The following is a 23,201-nucleotide window of genomic DNA, read 5'->3' as shown; positions in this document are numbered from 1 at the left end:
CCGCCCGGATCGGTAAACCAATTGCTAACGCACACGCCGCCGCTCGAACCGGTCACCAGAATGATCAGGCGCCGTCATCCCCGGCCGCCGGCTCCTCCCCGATCCGCCCGCCGCGATAGATGCTCCAGGGCGTGTAGGGAATACCGATCTTCGCCGCCTTCAGCCGGTCGAGCACAGCGAAATGCAGGTCGCTCTTCACCGTGAGCGCGTAATCGACATTGGCCACCACGCAGCGCAGCTCGAATTTGAGATAGCTGTCGCCGAACGCCATCAGAAACACGCGCGGCGGCGGCGAACGCAGCACCTGCGGGTGGTCGCAGGCGCAGCCGATCAGGATGTCCCGCACATCGTCGGCATCCGCATCATAGGCGACATTGACGGCGACGATCACCCGCCCGGTGGTGTTGGCGTGGGTGAAGTTCTTCACCATGCCGGTGATGAGATCGGAATTGGGGATCAGCACCGCCGCACGATCGAAAGTCTCGATCTCGGTCGCGCGCACGCTGATGCGCCGCACATAGCCTTCTTCGCCCTTCACCGCGATGGTATCGCCGACCCGGATCGGCCGTTCGGCGAGCAGGATCAGACCGGAGACGAAGTTCGACACGATGGACTGGAGGCCAAAGCCGATACCGACCGAGAGCGCACCGGCGACAAGGGCGATGTTCTCGAGGTTCAGCCCCAATTGCCCCATCGCCATCGCGATGACGGTGATGGAGCCGATATAGCCGATGATGGTGGCGATGGAGTTCTGCAGGCCCTGGTCGAACGCGGTCTTCGGCAGGATCGCCACCGCGAACCAGCGCTGGATGGCGCGGGCGATGACGATGCCGACCGCCAGAAAGAGCAGCGCGCTCAGAATATCGCCGATGGCGACCGTCGAATTGCCGATGGTGAAGCCGAGCGTGACACGGCTGGCAATGTCGGCGAGATCGGAGGTGGAGGTGCCGAAGGTCCCGACCGTGAGGATGACGATACCGATGATCGCCACCGCCTTCAAAAGGCCCGCAGTGAGCACGGCAAGCAGTTCGAGGCTCGCCGGCCGCACGCCGATCAGCTTCGCCGCATGGCGAGCGCGCGGCCCGGTCGCGAGGGCGTCGATGAACAGCGAGTTGATCAGGGCGACTACGAGATAGAGCGTGCCCGCCATGACGACGGCGATCAGCGCCCGCGACGACAGGAAGCCCGCGAAGCTCACATAGCCGATCACCAGCGCGCCGACGACGGTGAGGTTCAGGATCCAGAAGGGAAACTTGATCCAATTGAGCACCGAGGTCGACGGCGCCTCGCCGGCATCCGCCGTCGGGGCGGTGGTCTCCTTGGCGGCCCCGGCCTTGGCGTCGGTGATATCCTCGTCGCCATCGCCGGAAAGCGCATTCAGCGCCCGCATGCTGCGCGAGGCGACCAGCACGAGGCAGAGCGACATGGCGGCACTGGTCGCTACCGAAAGCGGCACCGGAACCACCAGAGCGCGATGGAAGGCGCCCAACGTCACCGAGACCGCCAAAATCCACAAGCCGATCTGGGCAAAGCGGAAGATCAGGCCCGCGATTTCATTCGACAGCGGCACGACGCGGCGCTGCGGCTCGCGCGGCGCCAGCGCCCCATCGAGCAGGCCGACGCCGATGGCAACGATGGAGATGGCGAGCAGAAGCCCCTGCGCGATTTCATTCACGCGGGGGGGCAGAAGGTCAAAACCGTTCAACAGGGCCAGAACGGCGGTGGCGGCCAGCGGCCCTGCCGCCATGCGCAGAATGGCGACCAGCGCCGACAGGCTGCACGCCCGCAGCCGCGAGATCGGCGCCCCGTCCACGCCGAGTTCCGCGCGCCGGATCGGGCGCGCCAGCACGCTGCGTGCGACGAAGATCAGCCCGACGATAAGCAGGGAGGCGAAGCCGATGGCGATCTGACCGATCGGCTGCATGCGGGCATTGGCATAGGCCGCCCAATCGCTGAGGAGATAGTTGATCCCCCGCAGTTCGATCGGCACCGCCGCCGCCGCCGCCAGCCAGAGCGAGGGATCAAGCACGCTGTAGGACCGGGCGAGCAACTGGTCGGTGAACAGCGCCCGCCGCCGGCTGGTGATGCGATCCGACAGCTGGTCCGCCCGCACCTTCAACAGCTTGGCCTGTTTGAGCACGGCATCGAGTTCGGCCGCGCGGGCGGAAAGCGCGTCGCGCTCGGCGGTGATGGAAGCGCTTTCGGCCGGGGCGTCATCGGCGGGCTTGGGCCCGATTTCCTTCACGCGGTGGTTCAGATTGGCCAGCAGCGGGTCCAGCGCGGCGACGCCGGTGGTAAGATCCGCCCGAACGGGATCGAGCCGGGCGCGAAGATCGTCGAGATCGCTGGAGCGCAGTCCGTCACGCCCGAGCGCGGCCTCCACGCCATCGACAATGGCGCGCTGGCCTTCCAGCTTTTCCTGCACCTGCTGCTGTTCGGGCGGGATTTGCGCAAAACCGGCGCCAGCGCCCGCCAATACGACCAGGGCGACGAGCGCGGCCAGCATCAGCCGCGCCAATAGCGGCCCGACGGGCAGGACAATCAAGCCTGGGCGCGGCGCGGCGGTGCGGCGCGCGGTGGCAGACGAGACGGCGGGGGAAAAGCTGGAGAACATAGGGCCAGGACAATTGGAGCCAGTGGCCGACCTGTCTCAGTCCCGATCAAGGCCAAGTCAAGGCCGCCAGGCGCCGCCACGCGAGCGCTGCGAGGGCGGCGCCGACGCGCGCCCTCAATTGCCGCGCAGATGCGGCGGCAACATCCGCTCCTGCAGGTCGGCGGCGGAGAACAATACGGCGAAGATGTCGCCGATGAATTCGCGGGCCTGCGAGAAGAAGGTGGCGCGCGGGGCGCGCATGCGTCCCACCATCTCCTCGTCATCGAGTTGGAGATCGGCGGCATGGTGGACCGCGAGATTGCGCATCGGCCCGTTATTGGGGAGGAACACAACCTGCAATTCCTCGATGCCGCGATTCTGCGCCAGCAAAACCAGATGGCGCATCAGCGCCGAGCCGATGCCTTTGCCCTGCCACGGCCGCTCGACGCTGAACGCGGCCTCCGCAGCCGCCGGCTTGCCCGCGCGCCGACCCAGCGGATGCAGCTCGGCGAGCGCCCGCAGCTCACCGTCGATGAAATAGCCCACCGCGCTCGCATCGCCGGACACCACGCGGGTGGCGTGGCGGGCCAGCGCACCATCCGACACCACGCCGCCGAAGCGCATGAACCGGCTCAGCGGATCGAGGCGCAGCAGATGCGCCAGGATCAACTCGCGTTCCGCCGGAACCAGCTTGCGGATATGGCCGGCCACGCGTTCAGCGCCATGAGACGCCGTCGCGCGCGCGGCCATGGGCTCGGCGGCAGGCTCGGAAGAAGAAGCGTTTACGGGCAGTGTCATCGGCTTGGCCTCGGCGGCACCGCGGTTCTTTATTGCGGCGCAACACAAATATGCGCACCGCACAAGGAGACAACTCCCGCATCTGCATGGCTTGCATGCGACACAAGCGAGGCCGCCCTTGCCGGCGACCGTCGCGAACAGATGATCAATCTACACCGCAAGCGAGAGCGCGACCATCGGTAAGCACCCGCACCCCAGGGCCGGAGACAAGACCAGGGCGCGCTAGCGGCTCGCGCTGAGGCTCTGGGCCCGCGTCGCCACGTCGACGATTGCCTCGCGCAGGCCGCCTTCGGCCGACACGCCAAAATTATAGTGGCTCATCGAGAAGGGACCGACCTTGCCGGGGTGGGCCGAGCGAAAGCCGACATAGACACCCAGGAAGGCGCCCTCGGGCGAAAGGATCGCCGCACCGGACACCCCGCCCTCGGCGTCGCAGTCGATGGCCACTTCGCGCAGGCCACCTGCTGCGGTTGCGGTCACCTTGCGGGCCTGGCAGTTCTGCAGCGAATAACTCTCGACGCCGCCACTGCGCGCCGCCGCCGCCAGCACGATATTGCCCGGAACCGGCATCGTACCCGGCATATAGGGCTTCACCCCCTTGGCGGGCGCCGCGAGCGGCACAACCGCCCAGTCTTTCACCGCCGGCTGGGTGTAGGGCTGACGCGCGCCGCAGACCACCTTGTCGACATCGACCTCGATCTTCTGGCGCCCGCCGGCCGTGTTGATCTCGAAGGTGCACGCTGCCCCCCTTCCGCGCGGCTCGCCGCCGGGTGCGAACAGGACATGCGCGGCGGTCACCAGCACATTATTGGCCCCGACGAGCTGGCCGGTGCCCACCGCCGAACCGCAGCGCACCAGCCCGGTGGCACCGAAGCGCGAGGCCATGGCCGCTGGCGTCAGACCGAAGCTGCGGGCATAGTCGTCACGCGAGAGGCGGTCGTCCTTGTCGATGATGATGGCGGAAGACGGCAGGCTGGCGGACGCCGCGCTCTTGCTCTCGACCGGGCCCGCCTCAGCCGGCACCGCCGTGCCCAGAGACACCAGCGCAAGGCAAAGGGCCATCACCGTCTTGCATTCGCCGGCCGCTCGCACCCGCATGAAGGTCTCGCCTGTCTTCACATGCTCGCGAGTGTGACGGTGGGAGAGGGACGGCGTCAAGGCGCGAGAGTGTTAATGCTGTGACAAGCCCTTCGGTTCCTGCAGAACAGCCATGCGATGAGGGCGCGAACTGAGGCTGCCGTCCGACGATCCACCCATCGTGAAGCAGCGTGACGCTTGCCGCAACGGCGCGGGAAGGTTAAGCGTGCGCCGCAACATCGCGGGGTGCCCGATATGGCGGAAACGGTGGCGGCGGAAGCGGGTGGATCCGTGCTCGCCGCGCGATATGTCGCCCGCATGGCGGCCGGCGACATCTCGCCCGATGCCGGCCAGGCACGGGTGGTAGGCGCACTGGCGGCGCTGGAGCAGCGCATCGCCTCCCGTCGCCTCGCGCGCAAATCCTCGGCTCTCGGCTGGCTGTTCGCGCGGCGCGAGGACAGTATCCCCCGCGTGCGCGGCCTCTACATTCACGGCGCGGTCGGTCGCGGAAAGACCATGCTGGTCGACCTGTTCTATGAGAGCGTCGCGGTCCGCAAGCGCAAGCGGCGCGCGCATTTCCACGAATTCATGGCCGATGTGCATGCACGCATCTTTCAGGTGCGCACGGACATGAAGGCGGGTCGCATCAAGGATGGCGACCCCATCGCCATCGTCGCCGCCGCGCTTTACGAAGAAGCGTGGCTGCTCTGTTTTGACGAGTTCCACGTCACCGACATCGCCGATGCGATGATCCTCGGCCGGCTATTCGAGAAGCTGTTCGACCTCGGCGTGGTGATCGTCGCCACCTCCAATGTCGCCCCGCACGATCTCTATGAAGGCGGCCTCAACCGCGCGCTGTTCCTGCCCTTCATCGCCATGATCGAAGAGCACATGGAAGTGGTGCGCATCGAATCGCCGACCGACTACCGCATGGAAAAGCTCGGCGGCGTGCGCACCTGGTATGTGCCGGCCGCACACGAGACCATGGCCGATGTCGACCGCGAGATGGACAAGGTCTGGCACCGCGTGGCGGGCGTCGACGGCGGCGCTCCCGCCAGCCTGGCCTCGGGTGGACGCACGCTCACCGTGCCGCGCGCGGGCGGCGGCGCGGCACGGTTTTCGTTCGAGAACCTGTGCGGCGTGCCGCTCGGGGCGACGGACTATTTGCGGCTGGCACGGACCTACCACACCATACTGATTGACCACATTCCCCGGCTTGACCAGGACCGGCGCAACGAGGCCAAGCGCTTCATCACGCTGATCGACGAATTCTACGAGAAGGGCGTGAAGGTCGTCGCCTCTGCGGAGGCCGAGCCGGAGCAGCTCTATCTCGGCACCGAAGGAGCGGAAGCTTTCGAGTGGGCGCGCACCGTCTCGCGCCTGCACGAGATGCGCTCGGAGGACTACATTGCTCGTCCGCACGGTCGGGGCGACTCGCAGGCGAGCGGCAACACCACCGGACTGGTCGAAACCTGATACGCAAACGGCATTGAACCTCTGCGGGTCGCTCCGCACATCCCTGCCCTGATCCGGACGCTCGCCCATGAGCCGCCGACCCAAGACATCCCACGAGACGGCGCACCATACCTGCGCCCTCACCGGCAATGTGGTTTCCGCACGCGACGGCCTGCGCCTCGACATGCTGCGACCCGGCCTTGCCGATCACATAAAGGCGCTCCATCCCGGCATCGCGCCTGACGCCTATATCTCTCGCAAGGCGCTGGCGAAGGAGCGCGCCGCCTATATCGCCGATACGCTGAAGGCGGAGCGCGGCGACCTCAGCCAACTCGACCACGATGTCATCGCCAGCCTGGCCGCCAACGACATCTTGACCGAGAATATTGAGGAGGAGATCGAAAGCGGCCGGACTTTCGGCGAGCGCGCGGCCGACGCCATCGCCTCCTTCGGCGGCAGCTGGACCTTCATCATCTCGTTCATCGTCTTCATCATGATATGGATGGCGCTGAACGTCGCGGGGATGATGGGCGCCTTCGACCCTTACCCGTTCATTCTCCTCAATCTGGTGCTGTCCTGCATCGCCGCCCTTCAAGCGCCCGTCATCATGATGAGCCAGAAGCGTCAGGAGGAGAAAGATCGGCAACGCTCGGAGAATGATTACCGCATCAACCTCAAGGCCGAGCTGGAAATCCGCCATCTGCACGAGAAGATCGACCACATGCTGACCCGGCAATGGGAGCGGCTGGCGGAGATTCAGGCAATCCAGATTGAGCTCATGGAAGATCTCGCCAGCCGGCGACATTAGACCCTCTGCCGACTCACCCCGATAGGTATTTCGTATACCAGTTACTTGGTCCGAAAGTCTTAAGCCCTCGTATTTACCCCGATGCCCATCCTCGCTTGAACCACACGGCGATAAGGTCTATCGGAACCCGCGCGGCGTAGCGCCGCACCCTTCCCTCGGAAAGTCAGGAAATCTCATGGCTCGAGCAAAGATTGCACTGATCGGGGCCGGCCAGATCGGCGGTACTCTCGCCCTTCTTGCAGGTCTCAAGGAACTCGGCGACGTCGTCATGTTCGACGTGGCGGAAGGTATTCCGCAGGGCAAGAGCCTCGACATTGCCGAAGCGTCCCCGGTCCTCGGCTTCGACGCCACGCTCGTGGGCACCAATGGCTATGAGGCGATCGAGGGCGCGGATGTGGTGATCGTCACCGCTGGCGTGCCGCGCAAGCCGGGCATGAGCCGCTCCGACCTTCTCGACATCAATCTCAAGGTCATGCAGCAGGTCGGCGCCGGCATCGCCAAATTCGCGCCGGATGCTTTCGTCATTTGCGTCACCAACCCGCTCGACGCCATGGTGTGGGCGCTGCAGAAGGCCTCCGGCCTTCCCACCCACAAGGTGGTCGGCATGGCCGGCGTGCTCGATTCCGCCCGCTTCCGCTACTTTCTCGCCGACGAGTTCAACGTGTCGGTGGAAGACGTCACCGCCTTCGTGCTTGGCGGTCATGGCGACGACATGGTGCCGCTGGTGCGTTATTCCGGCGTCGCCGGCATCCCGCTGCCGGACCTCGTCAAGATGGGCTGGACCAGCCAGGAGAAGGTGGACGCCATCGTCGACCGCACCCGCAAGGGCGGCGGCGAGATCGTCAACCTGCTGAAGACCGGCTCGGCCTTCTACGCGCCCGCCGCCTCGGCGATCGAGATGGCGACCTCCTATCTGCGCGACAAGAAGCGTCTCCTGCCCTGCGCCGCCTACCTCACCGGCCAGTACGGGATCGACGACCTCTATCTCGGCGTCCCGGTCATCATCGGCGCCAACGGCGTCGAGCGGGTCGTGGAGATCGAACTCGACGCACATGAGCGCGCCATGCTCGACAAGTCGATCGCCTCGGTGAAGGAACTGGTCGGCGAATGCCAGAAGATCGCGCCTAGCCTCGGCGCGTGAGCTTTACAGCGGCCTGCGGCGGGGCGCGCGGTCCCGTCGCGAGGACGTGAACGGCGATTTCGCCGTTTCCAGGCGGCGGGAAGCCCCCGCCGCTGGCGCGTCAAGTGCCGGTGCCGTTATTGCTTGTGAATGATGGTCCGCGTTTTCGCATTCCCGTGCCGCATTCCTGCGGCATTCCCGAAGTGAATACGAGGGCTATATAGAGCCTACGACTTTCGCCCCGCCCTGCAGGGCGCCGCAGTCAGCCCCGGGCAACGCCCGCAGGCGATCTACGGCACGAAAGTACTGCCAACGGACCCGACCCGGTCCCCCCAGGAGCCGACGATGTCGCGCGCGGACGTGAACGAGACCTTCCTCAATACCTCCTTCCTCTACGGAGCCAACGCGGCCTGGATCGAGGACCTCTATGCCCGCTTCGAAGCCGACCCCAATTCGGTGGATGCCGAATGGCAGGCCTTCTTCGCCGGGCTGAAGGACGCTCCGGCCGATGTGGAGAAGAGCGCCCGCGGCGCCTCCTGGAAGAAGGAGGGCTGGCCGATCCACGCCAATGGCGAACTCGTCTCGGCGATGGACGGTCAGTGGATCGAGGTGGAGAAGGCGATCGGCCGCAAGGTCGAAGCCAAGGCGGCGGAGAAGGCGCAGAAGTCTGGCGTCGAGCTGTCTTCCGCCGATGTGCAGCAGGCCACCCGCGACTCCGTCAAGGCGCTGATGATGATCCGCGCCTATCGTATGCGCGGCCATCTTCACGCCAAGCTCGACCCCCTGGGTCTTGAGCCCGTACGCGCCGCGCCAGAGCTCGACCCCGCCTCCTACGGCTTCCGCGAGGCCGATCTCGATCGGCCGATCTTCATCGACCACGTGCTGGGCATGGAATTCGCCACCGTCCGCCAGATGGTTGCCATTCTCCAGCGCACCTATTGCGCGACGCTCGGCGTCGAGTTCATGCACATCTCCTCGCCCGAGGAGAAGGCATGGATCCAGGAGCGGATCGAAGGCCCGGACAAGGAAATCACCTTCACCCGCGAGGGCAAGCGCGCCATCCTCAACAAGCTGGTGGAAGCCGAGGGCTTCGAGAAGTTCCTCGATGTCCGCTACACCGGCACCAAGCGCTTCGGCCTTGACGGCGGCGAAAGCCTGATCCCGGCGCTGGAACAGATCATCAAGCGCGGCGGCAATCTCGGCGTGAAGGAAATCGTGCTGGGCATGGCCCATCGCGGCCGCCTCAACGTGCTGACGCAGGTGATGGGCAAGCCTCATCGCGCCCTGTTCCACGAGTTCAAGGGCGGCTCCTGGGCGCCGGACGAGGTCGAAGGTTCGGGCGACGTGAAGTACCATCTCGGTGCGTCGTCGGACCGCGAGTTCGACGGCAATCAGGTGCATCTGTCGCTCACCGCCAACCCGTCGCATCTCGAAATCGTCGATCCTGTGGTGCTGGGCAAGGCGCGTGCGAAGCAGGACCTGCTGCGCGACGCCGAGCGCACCCAGGTGATGCCGCTGCTGCTGCATGGCGACGCCGCCTTCGCCGGCCAGGGCGTGGTGGCGGAATGCCTCGGCCTGTCCGGGCTGAAGGGACACCGCACCGGCGGCTCGATCCACTTCATCATCAACAACCAGATCGGCTTCACCACCTATCCGCGCTTCTCGCGCTCCTCGCCCTACCCGTCCGATGTGGCGAAGACCATCGAGGCGCCGATCTTCCATGTGAATGGCGACGACCCCGAGGCCGTGACCTTCGCGGCGAAGATCGCCACCGAATTCCGTCAGCGCTTCCGCAAGCCGGTCGTGGTGGACATGTTCTGCTACCGCCGCTTCGGGCATAATGAGGGCGACGAGCCGGCCTTCACCCAGCCGCTGATGTACAAGCTCATCAAGCAGCACCCGACCACGCTGGAACTGTATTCGCGCAAGCTCGAAGCCGAGGGTGTGATCGCGCCGGGCGAGATCGACGCCATGCGCGCCGAATGGCGCTCGAAGCTCGATATCGAATATGAAGCCGGCCAGGCCTACAAGCCGAACAAGGCGGACTGGCTCGATGGCCGCTGGGCCGGCCTCAAGGCCGCCGCCGCCGAGGACGACCCGCGCCGCGGCGTCACCGGCGTCGCCCTCGACGAACTGCGCATGATCGGTGACCGCATCACCACCGTGCCGGAGGGCTTCCACGTCCACCGCACCATCCAGCGCTTCCTCGATGCCCGCCGCAAGGCGATCCTCGACGATGGCGCCGGCATCGACTGGTCGACGGCGGAGGCGCTCGCCTTCACCTCGCTCCAGCTCGAAGGCCACCCGGTGCGCCTCTCCGGCCAGGATTGCGAACGCGGCACCTTCTCGCAGCGCCATTCGGTGCTGATCGACCAGGAAACCGAGGAGCGCCACACCCCGTTCAATCATGTGCGGGAGGGCCAGGCCCATTACGAGGTCATCAACTCGATGCTCTCGGAAGAGGCGGTGCTCGGCTTCGAATATGGCTACTCGCTGTCCGAGCCCAACGCGCTCACCATGTGGGAAGCGCAGTTCGGCGACTTCGCCAATGGCGCGCAGGTGATCTTCGATCAGTTCCTGTCGTCCGGCGAGCGCAAATGGCTGCGCATGTCCGGCCTCGTCTGCCTGCTGCCGCACGGCTATGAAGGCCAGGGGCCGGAGCATTCCTCCGCCCGCCTCGAGCGCTATCTGCAGATGTGCGCCGAAGACAACATGCAGGTCGCCAACCTGACGACGCCGGCCAACTATTTCCACGCCCTGCGTCGGCAGCTCAAGCGCGACTTCCGCAAGCCGCTGATCCTGATGACGCCGAAGAGCCTGCTGCGCCACAAGCGGGCCGTCTCGACGCTGGCGGAACTCGGGCCGCAGACCACCTTCCACCGCGTGCTGTGGGACGACGCCGACCGCAACTTCGCCGCCGCCCTGCCGGCGGAAGCGGTGAAGCTGAAGGCCGACAGCGAGATTCGCCGCGTGGTGCTGTGCTCGGGCAAGGTCTATTACGACCTGTATGAGGAGCGCGAGCGCCGGGGCATCGACGACATCTACCTGCTGCGCGTCGAACAGCTCTTCCCCTTCCCGCTCAAGACGCTGGCGCAGGAGATCGGCCGCTTCAAGCAGGCGGAGATCGTCTGGTGCCAGGAGGAGCCGAAGAACCAGGGCGCCTGGGCCTTCGTGCAGCCCTATCTGGAATGGGTGCTGGAACAGGCAGGCTCCGCCTCGTCGCGGCCGCGCTACACCGGCCGCCCGGCTTCCGCCGCCACGGCGACGGGGCTGATGTCCAAGCATCTGGCGCAGCTCAAGGCGTTCCTGCAGGACGCTCTGGGCTGAGCCGAGACACGACCCGCATTCGCAAGACCCGAGGGAGTGCCGGCCCCGTAGCCGGCAAACGGTGAGGAAGAACGAGCATGGCCACCGAGATCCGCGTTCCGACGTTGGGCGAATCGGTCACCGAGGCAACGATCGGCAAGTGGTTCAAGAAGGCCGGCGACACCGTCGCCGCCGACGAGCCGATCGTCGAGCTGGAGACCGACAAGGTCACGATCGAGGTTCCCGCGCCCTCGGCCGGCGTGCTCTCCGAGATCATCGCCAAGGATGGCGAGACGGTCGGCGTCGGCGCGCTGCTCGGCTCCATCGGCGAAGGCTCCGGCGCGGCCAAGGCGGCGCCCGCCGCCGCGCCCGTCAAGGTTGAGGCTCCCAAGGCCGAGGCGCCCAAGGCTGAAGCGCTCAAGGCTGAAGCTCCGGCCCCGGCTGGCGCGTCGGCCGGTTCCAACGGCCCGGCCGTCGCCAAGCTGGCGGCGGAGAGCGGCCTGAACCCGGCCATGCTCGCCGGCACCGGCAAGGATGCGCGCGTGACCAAGGGGGACATGCTCGCGGCGCTGGCCGCCGCGCCGGCGCCCGCCGCCGCCCGCGCGCCGGCCGCCCCGCGCGCGCCCTCCGCGCCCGACGACGCCGCGCGCGAAGAGCGCGTGAAGATGACCAAGCTGCGCCAGACCATCGCCCGCCGTCTGAAGGACGCGCAGGACACGGCAGCGATGCTCACCACCTTCAACGATGTCGACATGTCGGCGGTGATGAGCCTTCGCGCCCAGTACAAGGACGTGTTCGAGAAGAAGCACGGCGTGAAGCTGGGCTTCATGGGCTTCTTCACCAAGGCGGTGATCCAGGCCCTGAAGGACGTGCCCGAGGTCAATGCCGAGATCGACGGCACCGATCTGGTCTATAAGAACTACTACCACATCGGCATCGCCGTCGGCACCGACAAGGGCCTCGTGGTTCCCGTGGTGCGCGACGCCGACCAGCTTTCCGTGGCCGGCATCGAGAAGGCCATTGCCGGCCTCGGCCGCAAGGCGCGCGACGGCAAGCTCGGCATCGAGGACATGCAGGGCGGCACCTTCACCATCACCAATGGCGGCATTTACGGCTCGCTCATGTCGACGCCGATCCTCAACGCGCCGCAGTCGGGCATTCTCGGCATGCACCGCATCGAGGAGCGCCCGGTGGTGGTGAAGGGCCAGATCGTCGCCCGCCCGATGATGTATCTGGCGCTGAGCTACGACCACCGCATCGTCGACGGCAAGGGCGCGGTGACCTTCCTGGTCCGCGTCAAGGAAGCCCTCGAAGACCCGACCCGCCTCGTGCTGGATCTGTGATCGGTCGTCGCCTTCTTCTTCCGAGCGGCCGGCCCGGTCCGGCCGCTCCCCTCAACGGGTAGCAACATGTCCTACGATCTTGTCGTCATCGGCACCGGCCCCGGCGGCTATGTGTGCGCCATCCGCGCCGCCCAGCTCGGGCTCAAGGTCGCGGTGGTCGAGAAGCGCGCCACCTTCGGCGGCACCTGCCTGAACATTGGCTGCATTCCCTCCAAGGCGCTGCTGCACGCCTCGCACCGCTTCGAGGAGGCCGGGCACTCCTTCGCCAAGATGGGCATCAAGGTCGGCACGCCGGAACTCGACCACGCGGCGCTGCTCGGCTTCAAGGACCAGGCGGTGGAAGGCAACACCAAGGGCGTCGCCTTCCTGATGAAGAAGAACAAGATCGACACCTTCCACGGCACGGCGAGCATCCCGGCAGCGGGCAAGGTCGATATCGCCATGGCGGACGGTTCGCAGCAGACGCTGGAGACCAAGGCCATCGTCATCGCCACCGGCTCGGATGTGGCGAAGCTTCCCGGCATCGCCATCGACGAGACCCGCATCGTCTCCTCGACCGGCGCCATCGCGCTGGACAAGGTGCCGGGCAAGCTGCTCGTCGTCGGCGCCGGCGTCATCGGGCTGGAACTGGGCAGCGTGTGGCGGCGGCTGGGGGCACAGGTCACGGTGGTCGAATATCTCGACCGTATCCTGCCGGGCATGGACCTTGATGTCGCCAAGTCATTCCAGCGCATACTGGAAAAGCAGGGCGTGGCCTTCAAGCTGGGCGCCAAGGTTACCGGCGTCGACAGCTCCGGCGACACGCTGAAGGTCTCGGTCGAGCCCGCCGCCGGCGGCGAGGCGCAGACGCTGGAGGCCGATGTGGTGCTCGTCGCCATCGGCCGCGTGCCCTATACGGAAGGGCTGGGGCTGGAGGCGCTCGGCGTCGAGAAGGACGGTCGCGGGCGCGTCGTCACCGACCACTATTACCGCACCAACGTCCCCGGCATCTTCGCCATTGGCGACGCCATCGCCGGCCCGATGCTGGCGCACAAGGCCGAAGACGAGGGCGTGGCGCTGGCCGAACTGCTCGCCGGACAGGCTGGCCATGTGAATTACGACGTGATTCCGGCAGTGGTGTACACCTTCCCGGAGGTTGCCTCGGTCGGCAAGACCGAGGAAGAGCTCAAGCAGGCGGGCATCGCCTACACCGTCGGCAAGTTCCCCTTCCTCGCCAATGGTCGCGCCAAGGCCAATGACGAGACGGACGGCTTCGTGAAGATCCTCGCCGATGCCACCACCGACCGCGTGCTCGGCGCCCACATCATCGGATCGGAGGCCGGCGAGCTGATCCATGAATGCGCGGTGCTGATGGAATTCGGCGGCTCCTCCGAGGATCTCGCCCGCACCTGCCACGCCCACCCGACCCGCTCGGAAGCGGTGAAGGAAGCGGCCATGGCAGTGGAGAAGCGCGCCATTCACATGTAAGGCCCGCGCCTCACTGCGCGATCGTAAAAAACCGGCCCGGAAGTCTCCTTCCGGGCCGTTTTCGTTCAGGTGGAGAAGAGGCTGGGTCAGGAACCCTTCACCTCGGTCTGCGCCGGCTTGGCCGCATGCGCCGGGCAATCGGCGAAAGCGGCTCCGGTCGCAGCCGTGGTCAGGGCAAGCGCGCACAGAGCGGTTACGAGACGCTTCATGGAATGTCTCCTCTGCTGTCGGGGGCCAATGGCCCGAAGTGTCCCCCAGCTTCCCCAGCGTGAAAAGCCCCGTCCCGGTTTCCAAACACCGCCCTCGGTGATTTAGTGGCCGCCTCACGCATCCGTGTAGGTCACGGCCTCGATCTTCCAGCCGTCCGGATCGAACAGGAAGGCGGCGAAATAGCCGTCGCCATAATGCGGCCGCAGGCCCGGCCCACCGGCATCGCGCCCACCCGCCGCCAGCCCGGCGGCGTGGAACGCCTCCACCGCCCGCCGCGTCGGTGCCATGAAGCAAAGATGGAACCCCGGCGGCGGGGTGATGGCCTCAGCCCGGTGCTGGATCCAGAACGGCGCGGCGCCCGGCGTGCCCTCGGGCGACGGCATCTCCCCTTCCGGCCCCCAGCAGGCGGATTCCCCCTCCGGCTCCTCGTGTGACGACACCCGGACGAAGCCGAGCGGCGCCAGCGCCGCATCATAGAAGGCGAGGGAGCGCGCATAGTCGCTGATCCCGATCGACATATGCTCGATCATCGGCTGGATCGGCGTCATGTCCGCCCTCATTTGGCGGTGGCGCGCGGATGCGCCGCCTTCCATGCCGCCATCAGCGTCTCGGTATCGACGGCGGCGTAGATCTGCGTCGTGGAAAGCGAGGCGTGGCCGAGAAGTTCCTGAATCGAGCGCAGGTCACCGCCCCGCCCGAGAAGATGGGTGGCGAAGGAATGGCGCAGCGCGTGCGGCGTGGCGCTGTCGGGCAAGCCGAGCGCACCACGCATGCGCTCCACGGCCAATTGCACGATGCGCGGCGAGAGCGGGCCGCCCCTAGCGCCGCGAAACAATGGCGCGGTCGGCTCCAGCTCATAGGGGCAGGCGCGGGCATAGGCGTCGACCGCCTCGATCACCGGTCGCAGCACCGGCACCATGCGCGTCTTGCCACCCTTGCCGTGGACGACGATCTGGTCGCCGCGCCCCGGCTCAGGCATGTCCCGGCGCATCATTCCCAGCGCTTCCGAGATTCGCAGGCCAGAGCCGTAGAGCAGCGCGATCACCGCCGCGTCGCGGGCGAGAATCCAGGGCTCGCGCGCGTCTCCGGCCCGCGTGGCGGGGTCGGCCAGCGCGCGGGCGTCCCCCGGCGCGAGCGGGCGAGGCAGGGTGCGTGGCACGCGCGGCCCCCGCACGGCGGTGAGCGCCCCGACCTTGCCGCGCCCCTCGCGCTCCAGATGCCGGGCAAAGGAACGGGCGGCGGCGAGAAAACGCATCTGCGTGCGGGGCTCGATCCCCTCCGCGCGACGGGCGGCGATCACCGCGCGCACGTCGCGCGGCTCCAGCGCGCCAAGGTCGCCGAGTGTTGGGCCATGCCCGATCTGTCGCGCCAGCAGGCCGAGAAAGGTCGCGACATCGCGGGCATAGGCCTCGCGGGTCTTGGGGGAGAGCCGACGCTCATGGCCGAGCCGCCCGAGCCAGCCTGTCAGCGCCTCCGCCACATCCGGCGCCGCCCCCGCCAGCAGAGCGCGTTCGGCGCGCGCCGCCTTCTGTGCGTCCGTGCTTGCCATGCCGCCCTCCGTACAGGCGTTCCTAATATCCGCCGGCGGTTAAGATTCGTCATCCCGAACCGCCGACCGCCGATCCGCAACCGCGACGTTGCGGGGCGTCCTCCGACACTCCGGCTACGCCTCCGGCTGGGATGGCGCTAAGAAGGCGCCATGCTGAGCCCCGACGCCGATTCCCCTCCCCTCTTCCCCGCGCCGGTGCGCGTGGTGGATGTGCTGCTGCCGCTCGCCCTCGGCGCCGCCTATTCCTACCGCGTGCCGGACGGGATGGAGGTGGCGCCCGGTGATATCGTGGTGGTGCCGCTCGGCACCCGTAACATGCTGGGCTGCGTCTGGCCGCGCCCGGAAAAGGCCACGCCGGTCGACCCCGCCAAACTCAAGCCGATCCAGCGCCGCTGCGAGGTGGCACCGCTGAACGCGCGGATGATCGCGTTCATACAATGGATCGCCGACTACACCGTCACTCCGCCCGGCATGGTGCTGCGCCTCGCCCTGCGCCATGATGAAAGCGCCGGCGTCGCCCGCGAGCGCGTCGGCGTTCGCCTGACCGATCACCGCCCCGCCCGGCGCACGACAGCGCGCGAGAAGGTGGTGGCGGCGCTGGCGGATGGGCTCGTGCGCGCCAAAAGCGAAGCGGCGAAGGAGGCCGGCGTCTCGCCTTCGGTGGTGGACGGGCTCATCGATGACGGCGTGCTTGAAACCGTCGTGCTGCCGCCCGAGCCCGCCGCCGAGACGCCGGATCCGGACCACGCCGCCCCGGATCTGCTGCCGGCACAGGCGGAAGCCGCGGCGCGGCTGGTCGACTCGGTCAAATCCGGCAGCTTCCAGCCCTTCCTCATCGACGGCGTCACCGGATCGGGCAAGACCGAGACCTATTTCGAGGCGGTGGCGCAGGCGATCCGGCAGGGGCGGCAGACCTTGATCCTGATGCCGGAAATCGCCCTCACCCAGGCCTTTCTCGACCGTTTCGCCCGCCGCTTCGGCGTGCGCCCGGCGGAGTGGCATTCCGCCGTCTCAACCAAGCGGCGCGGGCGGGTGTTTCGCGGCGTGGCGTCCGGCGAGGTCGCCGTGGTGGCCGGTGCCCGCTCGGCGCTGTTCTTACCCTTTCGCGATCTCGGCCTGATCCTGGTCGATGAGGAGCACGATGCCGCCTACAAGCAGGAGGACGGCGTCCACTACCACGCCCGCGACATGGCGGTGGTGCGGGCGCGGCTGGAGGGGGCGACCATCGCCCTCGTTTCCGCCACGCCCTCGATCGAGACCGAGGTGAACGCCCGGCGCGGGCGCTACACGCGCCTCGCCTTGCCCGAGCGCTTCGCCGGCACCAAGGTGCCCCGGCTGGAGCCGATCGATCTGCGCCGCGAGGGGCCGCCACGCGGCCAGTGGATCGCCCCGCGCCTCGCCCGCGAGATGCAGAGCACCATCGAGGCCGGCGGGCAGGCGCTGTTGTTCCTCAACCGGCGCGGCTATGCCCCGCTCACCCTCTGCCGCGCCTGCGGCCACCGCATCAAATGTCCCTCCTGCTCCTCCTGGCTGGTCGAGCACCGCTTCCGCCGCCGGCTGGAGTGCCACCAGTGCGGCTATGCCATGCCGGTGCCCCATGAATGCCCGAACTGCCACGAGCCTAATGCGCTTATTCCCTGCGGCCCCGGCGTCGAGCGGCTGCATGAGGAGGCGGCCAAGCTGTTCCCCGAGGCCCGGCTTCAGGTGCTCTCCAGCGACCTCGCAGGCGGGGTGGAGCGGCTGCGCGCCGAGTTGAAGGCGATCGAGGATGGCGAGGTCGACATCATCATCGGCACCCAGCTCGTCGCCAAGGGGCATAATTTCCCCGGCCTCGCCATGGTCGGCGTCATCGATGCCGATGTGGGCTTGGGCCATGGCGACCCCCGCGCCGCCGAGCGCACCTTCCAGCTGCTGCATCAGGTCGCCGGCCGCGCCGGCCGCCATGAGGTGGAAGGGCGCGCCTTCCTGCAGACTTACATGCCCGAGCACCCCGTCATGCAGGCGCTGGTGGCCGGCGACCGCGACGCCTTCTACGACCGCGAGATCGCCATTCGCGAGGAGGCGCATCTGCCGCCCTTCGCCCGGTTCTGCGCCCTCATCATCTCAGGCACGGACCCGCATGCGGCGCAGGCGCATGCGCGCGCGCTGGCCGCCTGCTCGCCCTTCACCGACAAGGTGCGCGTGCTCGGCCCGGCCGAGGCGCCGCTGGCGCTGATTCGCGGCCGCCACCGCTACCGCCTGCTCGCCCGCGGCGAGCGCAGCTTCGACCTCTCCGCCTATGTCCGCGCCTGGATGGCGGGCGCGCCGCGCGCCACGGGCAGTTTGCGCGTGGATATCGATATTGACCCGCAGAGCTTCGTCTAAAAGCAGCCTGCCGCGCTGCGTCATGACTTTGCGGTATAATCCTGCTCTTGTGTGTCGACGGTAGACGAGCCGGCGCGAGGAGTGCAGCCTGATGATGAGCCTTCCCTTTTTCGGGTTCTGTTTCGCTTTGGCCTTCGCGGCCCTTGGCCGGCGCGCGCTGGCGCTCGCCGCCTGCCTCGTCTCGATCGCCGTGCTGCTAACCCTGTTCAAGCTGCACGCCACCTCCTCGCTCGATATCGTGCTGTGAGGGAAGCGACATGAACAACGACACCTCCCCCGGCTTCCTCTCCCCAGAGCTCGCCCGCCAGCTCAACGCGCTCGGCCTCATCGCCATCGGCGTTGTGCTGCTGGTCGCCTTCTACGACCAGTTGGTTGGCGGCGAACTGCCCTGCCCGCTCTGCATTCTGCAGCGCGCCGGCTTTGTCGGCGTCGGCGTGGGGTTGGCGCTCAACCTGAAATTCGGCCCGCGCCCGAGCCATTACGCCCTCGCCATTCTCTCCGCCATGGCCGGCGGCGCGGTCGCCGCCCGGCAGGTGCTGCTGCACATCGTGCCCGGCACCGGCACCTTCGGCGCGGCGTTTCTCGGCATGCATTTCTACAGCTGGGCGCTGCTTCTGTTCATCGTCATCATAGCCGGCTGCGCGCTGCTGCTGCTGTTCGACCGGCAGTTCGCGCCGGCCGCGCGCGTCCACACGCTCAGCGGGCTGGTGCTTTTCGCCTTCGCGCTCATCGCCCTGCTGGCGTTGGGCAATGGCGTTTCCACCGTGCTCGAATGCGCCGGCGGCCTGTGCCCGGACGATCCGGTGAGCTATCAGCTCCTTGAGGGCGCGGCGCCGGCCCCGGCACCCTGAGCGCAGACGGGGAAGGGCGCCCGCCATTGACGGCGGCGCGCGCGGCGCCTAGTTTCCCTGCCATGATGATCGCTTCGATCGAGACAGCGCGGTTTTGCGCGGGACGGCGAATTCGCCGCCCGGCCGACAGGTTCGGCCGGGTTTCCTGAACGCACGCCCTCCCGATTCCTCGTCATCATTGGACGCTCCCATGACTGCCGGTCTTTGCCGCCACCGCCTCGTCGTCGAGGCGGATGCCCATCCCAATCTCATGCTCCGCCTGCTGGAGCCCTTCGCCATCCATGATGTCCAGCCTACCCGCATCCGGCTGGACGGCCCGGCCGATGGCAAGATCGACCCCGCCCATCTCGGCACGCTGCGGGCAGAGATCGCCTTCGTGGCCGGGCCGGAACTCGCCGAGCGGCTATGGGCGCGGATCGACGTGATGGTGCCGGTGCGCACCTCCCACCTCGTCTCGAGCGCCTCCGGCGAGATCGCGGCCTAGGTGATGCTGGCCCAGCTCGGCGCCATCGCCCTTGTCGTGGCGCCGGTCTTCGGCCTCATCGGGCTCGGCTTCATCGCTTCCGTCTCCGGGCATCTGCGCGAGCGCGCCGCCGAGGGCCTGTCCGAATATGTGTTCGGGCTGGCCGTGCCGGTGCTCATCTTCAAGACGCTGGCCGAGGCGCAACTGCCGGCGGAGGGCCAGCCCTGGGGCTACTGGATCGCCTATTTCACCGGCGCCTTCACCGTTTTCGCCCTCGGCATGCTGGCGGCACGTCGGCTGTTCGGGCGGGGCCACCTCGAATCGGTGATCCAGGGTTTCACCTCGGGGCAGGCCAACACCGTTTTCGTCGGCGTGCCGCTCATCCTCCAGGCTTTCGGGCCGGAGGGGGCGGTGCCGCTGTTCCTGCTCATCGCCATCCATCTGCCGATCATGATGGTACTGGCGACCGTGCTGGCCGAAGGCGCGGCCGCCGGCCTGTCGCTGAAGACGATGCGCCAGCTCGGCCGCATGCTGGCGCTCAACCCGATCCTGCTCGGCATCTATGCCGGCGGCATCGCCAAGCTCACAGGCTATATGCCGGGCGGCGTTCTGAAGCAGACGCTGGATCTGCTCGCCGCCTCCGCCGTGCCCTGCGCGCTGGTCTCGCTCGGCCTCGCTCTGCACCGCTATCCCGTGCGCGGCGATGTCGGCCCGGCCGTGCTCATCACCGTGCTCAAGCTCGGTGTGCACCCGGCCATCGTCTATGCGCTGACCCGGGTGCTGCCGATGCCGCCGGTCTGGGCGGATGTGGCGGTCGTGTTCGCCGCCATGCCCTGTGGGATCAACGCCTACCTGCTGGCCCAGCGTTACGGAACCGGCGTCGCCGCCTCCGCCAGCGCGGTTTCGCTGTCGACGGCGGTGAGCCTTTTCACCGTAACGCTCTGGTTCCTGATCCTCGGCGTCAGCTGAGGCGCCGCCCTCAGTTCAGCTTCAGGCAGTTGGCGTAGAAGGTGGTGGTCGCCGGCCAGTCGGAGAACACGCCGATCACACCGATATCGCGGGCGAGCACGTCGAGCAGCGCCAGCATGTCGCCATCCCGGTCGATCACCGGCTTGACCGACTGGTAGTAATAGCCACCGCCGGTATTGAGCGGGCCGGAGCGCTCCAGCGACCAGCTGATGAGGCCGAGCCCGGCCTTCTTCGCTTCCTCGGCGTAAACGGAAGGCACGATCCGGCCGTCCTTGTGGGTCACCAGCATCCACAGCGGCGGGGCGAGGATCTTCACGCCCTTGTCCGCCAGTTCCTGCATGGAGGGCTGCCAGGTCTCTGGCTTCATATTGTCGAAGCCCTTGCTCTCTTCGTCGCGCCCGTCGAGATACACGGCCTGGGCGCCGAAGGCGGGCTCGGCCTTCAGCCAGTAGAGCACATCGTCGAGGCGGAAGGACTGGGCGTAGACATCGCGCGGATCGACGCCGGCCGCCTTGTACTCATCGATCATCTGCTGGGCGTAGTGTTCCTGGCTGTAGCCACCCTCGAAGGGCATGGCGACTTCCGGAGTTTTCAGTTCGGGCGTGAATTTCAGCCCGAGCGATTTCACCAGCGCGATATATTCCTTGTGCGACACCAGCGTCGCCCGGTTCACATAAAGGTCGGTGCGCCAGCTCGGCGTGCCGTCCATATATTCCTGAGGCGTGACGCCGCGCGGATTGAAGCCGTCCATCTTCGGCCGCAGCGATTTGAACTCGGCCAGCGTGAGGTCACTGGTGCAGCACTTGGCGCTGGCCTTGCGCCCCGTCGTGGGGTCGGCCGGCTGGAAGCCTTCCGAGCATTTCGCCGCGAGCTCCGGCCGGGCGAGAATGTCCGTCGTGGTGTGCAGGTCGCACTGGGCATGGCGGCACACCAGTTCGCGGTCTTTAGTGAAAGCGACATCGCACTCGATCACGCCGGCGCCCATGCGCGCGGCGGCGATGTAGCCCTCGCGCGTGTGCTCGGGAAACTGCAGCGGCGCGCCGCGATGGGAGATGGAGAAGTTCTTCGCCGTGAACGGACCCTTGCACTGGGCCAGTTGCTCCTTCAGCGCGCCTTCCTTCATCTCGCCGACGAGATAGAACGGGCGCGGGCCGATCTCGATATCGCTTATCGCGGCGCTACCGTTCTCGGCCGCCGCCGGCGCGGTCAGCGCGAGCGCGAACAGCACCGGGACAAGCGGTCGGGCGGCAGGGCGCAGCGTTGCGCGCAGGGCGTGGAAGAAGGTCACGGGAGCTCTCCTGTCGGCTCGGGCGATGCGCGTTGCTATCCCGGGGCGGTGACAGGGGTTTGACGCGGCATCAGCCGGCCCCCTCCTCCCGGGGCGGCTGCGGCCAGCGCGCCAGGGCCTCATGCCCAGCGGGCGTGAGGGCATAGACACCGCGCTCGGCGCGGGCGAACCAGCCATAAACATTGGACAGCAGGATCTTGCCGGCATCCGGGGCATGCGGGCGCAGGTCGCGCGGGCGCGCCGGGCCGGCCGCGAGCGCCGCCGCGCAGGCCAGTGCCTGCTGCCGATAGGCGGTCATCACCGGCACGCGCGAGCCGCCGCCCACCGCCGGGTCGCCCTGCCGCCGCCGGTGCTCGGCGACCAGACGCGAGCGGCGGCGCGGGTCCTTGCGCGGCATCGGCGCGTCGGGGGCGACGAGGATCGTCACGTCGCCATCCGGCAGCACGGCGAGCATGCCGAAGCCGAGCCGGCGGCAGAGATTGCGGAAGCGGGCATCGCCCTCGCGCCCCTTGCCGCGGGCAGAGGCCCGCGCCGCCAGCCACACCTCGTCGCCGGCGCCGGCGCGGTCGACCGCCTGAAGGACCAGTTCCAGATTGAAGCTGAGCTTCAATTCCCCGATTATCACTACCGGCGGCTCATCGTCGGACAGCGCCACCAGATCGCAGCCGCCGATCTCCCCCTTCACGGTGAAGCCGCGCTGTTCGAGAAAGCGCTTGATCGGCAGATAGAGCGACGTCTCCATGGTGGCCTCCGCGCCTCGCCTCAGGAGCGGCGTGGCGGACGGGCCGCCACGGGGGGCGGACGCTTGGCGGGCTTCTCCGCCATCCAGATGACATGGCGCGCGCCGCTCTTGCCATGGGCGCGCACCCGCGCCTCCTCCACCGCAAAACCCGCCCGGCGCAGGCGCCCGGTGAAGCCGCTGTCCGGCGCCGAAGACCACACCGCCAGCACCCCGCCCGGCCGCAGTGCCGCCCATGCCGCGCCGAGGCCGGCGGGGCTGTAGAGCCCGTCATTGGCCGCCCGCGTCAGCCCGCCCGGCCCATTGTCGACATCGAGCAGGATGGCGTCATAGGCGGCCCGCCCCGCGCCGATGAGCCGGGCGACATCGCCCTCCTGGAGGGTGACGCGCGGATCGTTGAGGCTGTCGCCGAACAGCGGCGCCATCGGTCCGCGCGCCCAGTCGATCACCGCCGGCACCAGCTCGGCCACGACGAGCCTGGCCTCGGGCCCCACCTCCCCCAGCGCCGCACGCAGGGTGAAGCCCATGCCGAGCCCGCCGATCAGCAGCGACATTCCCGGCCGCACCCCAAGGCGACCGCAGACAAGCGTGGCCAGCGCCTGTTCCGAGCCGCTGAGGCGGCTGTTCATCAGCTCCGTGGCGCCGGCCATGATGGAGAACTCATCGCCCCGCCGCTTGAGGCGCAGCTCGCCGCCATCGGGCACTTGGGCGGTATCGAGCAAGGTCCAGGGAATCATAAGGGCGTCTCGGTGGCGGGAGTCCCCCCTCGGTAGCGCCGAACCGGGGCGGGGAGCAAGGCGG

General features: G+C 67.8%; 20 protein-coding genes. 11 read left to right on the top strand and 9 right to left on the bottom strand.

The window, feature by feature from the left end; translation table 11 throughout:
• Nucleotides 1-64 precede the first annotated feature (64 nt).
• From J2S75_RS17430 to J2S75_RS17420, 3 genes are all read right to left on the bottom strand, one after another.
• The gene (locus J2S75_RS17430) at nt 65-2,506 is read right to left on the bottom strand and encodes a DUF3772 domain-containing protein (protein WP_307021687.1); all 2,442 of its coding nucleotides are present in this window, start codon (nt 2,504-2,506) and stop codon (nt 65-67) included.
• Nucleotides 2,507-2,728: 222 nt separating this feature from the next.
• Complete coding sequence (locus J2S75_RS17425) at nt 2,729-3,391, bottom strand: GNAT family N-acetyltransferase (protein ID WP_307021685.1); 663 nt, start codon at nt 3,389-3,391, stop codon at nt 2,729-2,731.
• A 222-nt stretch (nt 3,392-3,613) separates the two neighbouring features.
• Complete coding sequence (locus J2S75_RS17420) at nt 3,614-4,489, bottom strand: trypsin-like peptidase domain-containing protein (protein ID WP_307021683.1); 876 nt, start codon at nt 4,487-4,489, stop codon at nt 3,614-3,616.
• A gap of 234 nt (nt 4,490-4,723) precedes the next feature.
• Between J2S75_RS17420 and zapE the strand changes: the two genes are divergently transcribed.
• The 6 genes from zapE (at nt 4,724) to lpdA (ending at nt 13,967) form a co-directional block, all read left to right on the top strand.
• A complete protein-coding gene (gene zapE / locus J2S75_RS17415; RefSeq protein ID WP_307021681.1) occupies nt 4,724-5,944 on the top strand; it encodes a cell division protein ZapE in 1,221 nt (406 codons plus the stop codon).
• Nucleotides 5,945-6,011: 67 nt separating this feature from the next.
• Nucleotides 6,012-6,731, top strand: coding sequence for a DUF1003 domain-containing protein (locus tag J2S75_RS17410; protein ID WP_307021679.1), 720 nt, complete (start codon nt 6,012-6,014; stop codon nt 6,729-6,731).
• A gap of 175 nt (nt 6,732-6,906) precedes the next feature.
• Nucleotides 6,907-7,872 (top strand): malate dehydrogenase, encoded by a 966-nt coding sequence (mdh, locus tag J2S75_RS17405; protein WP_307021676.1) that lies wholly within the window; start codon nt 6,907-6,909, stop codon nt 7,870-7,872.
• A 324-nt stretch (nt 7,873-8,196) separates the two neighbouring features.
• The gene (locus J2S75_RS17400) at nt 8,197-11,178 is read left to right on the top strand and encodes a 2-oxoglutarate dehydrogenase E1 component (RefSeq protein ID WP_307021674.1); all 2,982 of its coding nucleotides are present in this window, start codon (nt 8,197-8,199) and stop codon (nt 11,176-11,178) included.
• Nucleotides 11,179-11,255: 77 nt separating this feature from the next.
• Nucleotides 11,256-12,500 carry a 2-oxoglutarate dehydrogenase complex dihydrolipoyllysine-residue succinyltransferase gene (odhB, locus tag J2S75_RS17395; protein WP_307021672.1) on the top strand — a complete coding sequence of 415 codons (1,245 nt, stop codon included), beginning with the start codon at nt 11,256-11,258 and terminating at the stop codon, nt 12,498-12,500.
• A 66-nt stretch (nt 12,501-12,566) separates the two neighbouring features.
• Nucleotides 12,567-13,967, top strand: coding sequence for a dihydrolipoyl dehydrogenase (gene lpdA, locus J2S75_RS17390; protein ID WP_307021670.1), 1,401 nt, complete (start codon nt 12,567-12,569; stop codon nt 13,965-13,967).
• Nucleotides 13,968-14,053: 86 nt separating this feature from the next.
• Here lpdA and J2S75_RS17385 read toward each other — a convergent pair whose 3' ends face one another.
• The 3 genes from J2S75_RS17385 to J2S75_RS17375 all read right to left on the bottom strand — a co-directional run bounded on the left by J2S75_RS17385 (nt 14,054) and on the right by J2S75_RS17375 (nt 15,726).
• On the bottom strand, nt 14,054-14,176 hold the full coding sequence (locus J2S75_RS17385) for a hypothetical protein (protein WP_279613799.1): 123 nt from the start codon (nt 14,174-14,176) through the stop codon (nt 14,054-14,056).
• Nucleotides 14,177-14,290: 114 nt separating this feature from the next.
• Nucleotides 14,291-14,725 carry a VOC family protein gene (locus tag J2S75_RS17380; RefSeq protein WP_307021667.1) on the bottom strand — a complete coding sequence of 145 codons (435 nt, stop codon included), beginning with the start codon at nt 14,723-14,725 and terminating at the stop codon, nt 14,291-14,293.
• 8 nt (nt 14,726-14,733) lie between these two features.
• Complete coding sequence (locus J2S75_RS17375; protein ID WP_307021665.1) at nt 14,734-15,726, bottom strand: tyrosine recombinase XerC; 993 nt, start codon at nt 15,724-15,726, stop codon at nt 14,734-14,736.
• A gap of 150 nt (nt 15,727-15,876) precedes the next feature.
• Here J2S75_RS17375 and J2S75_RS17370 point away from each other — a divergent pair, with 150 nt between their 5' ends.
• The 5 genes from J2S75_RS17370 to J2S75_RS17350 all read left to right on the top strand — a co-directional run bounded on the left by J2S75_RS17370 (nt 15,877) and on the right by J2S75_RS17350 (nt 20,373).
• Nucleotides 15,877-18,090, top strand: coding sequence for a primosomal protein N' (locus J2S75_RS17370; RefSeq protein ID WP_307021663.1), 2,214 nt, complete (start codon nt 15,877-15,879; stop codon nt 18,088-18,090).
• Between the two features lie 91 nt (nt 18,091-18,181).
• The gene (locus J2S75_RS17365) at nt 18,182-18,337 is read left to right on the top strand and encodes a DUF5993 family protein (RefSeq protein ID WP_307021661.1); all 156 of its coding nucleotides are present in this window, start codon (nt 18,182-18,184) and stop codon (nt 18,335-18,337) included.
• 10 nt (nt 18,338-18,347) lie between these two features.
• Nucleotides 18,348-18,941, top strand: a complete 594-nt coding sequence (locus J2S75_RS17360) for a disulfide bond formation protein B (protein WP_307021659.1) — start codon at nt 18,348-18,350, stop codon at nt 18,939-18,941.
• A 190-nt stretch (nt 18,942-19,131) separates the two neighbouring features.
• Entirely contained in the window at nt 19,132-19,425 is a 294-nt protein-coding gene (locus J2S75_RS17355) for a hypothetical protein (protein WP_244450325.1), read from the top strand.
• A gap of 3 nt (nt 19,426-19,428) precedes the next feature.
• Nucleotides 19,429-20,373, top strand: coding sequence for an AEC family transporter (locus tag J2S75_RS17350; RefSeq protein WP_307021726.1), 945 nt, complete (start codon nt 19,429-19,431; stop codon nt 20,371-20,373).
• Between the two features lie 10 nt (nt 20,374-20,383).
• Here the strand turns inward: J2S75_RS17350 and J2S75_RS17345 are convergent, their stop codons facing one another.
• From J2S75_RS17345 to J2S75_RS17335, 3 genes are all read right to left on the bottom strand, one after another.
• The gene (locus tag J2S75_RS17345; RefSeq protein WP_370874167.1) at nt 20,384-21,601 is read right to left on the bottom strand and encodes a glycerophosphodiester phosphodiesterase family protein; all 1,218 of its coding nucleotides are present in this window, start codon (nt 21,599-21,601) and stop codon (nt 20,384-20,386) included.
• A 130-nt stretch (nt 21,602-21,731) separates the two neighbouring features.
• Nucleotides 21,732-22,403: a DUF2161 domain-containing phosphodiesterase gene (locus J2S75_RS17340; RefSeq protein WP_307021656.1), complete on the bottom strand. Its 672-nt coding sequence runs from the start codon at nt 22,401-22,403 to the stop codon at nt 21,732-21,734.
• Nucleotides 22,404-22,423: 20 nt separating this feature from the next.
• Nucleotides 22,424-23,137, bottom strand: a complete 714-nt coding sequence (locus J2S75_RS17335) for a spermidine synthase family protein (protein WP_307021654.1) — start codon at nt 23,135-23,137, stop codon at nt 22,424-22,426.
• Between the last annotated feature and the right edge of the window lie 64 nt (nt 23,138-23,201).

The sequence above is a fragment of the Ancylobacter polymorphus genome, from assembly GCF_030813495.1.
GTDB lineage: Bacteria > Pseudomonadota > Alphaproteobacteria > Rhizobiales > Xanthobacteraceae > Ancylobacter > Ancylobacter polymorphus.
Note: the sequence above shows the minus strand (reverse complement) of the source record. Positions and strands in the feature narration are given on the sequence as shown.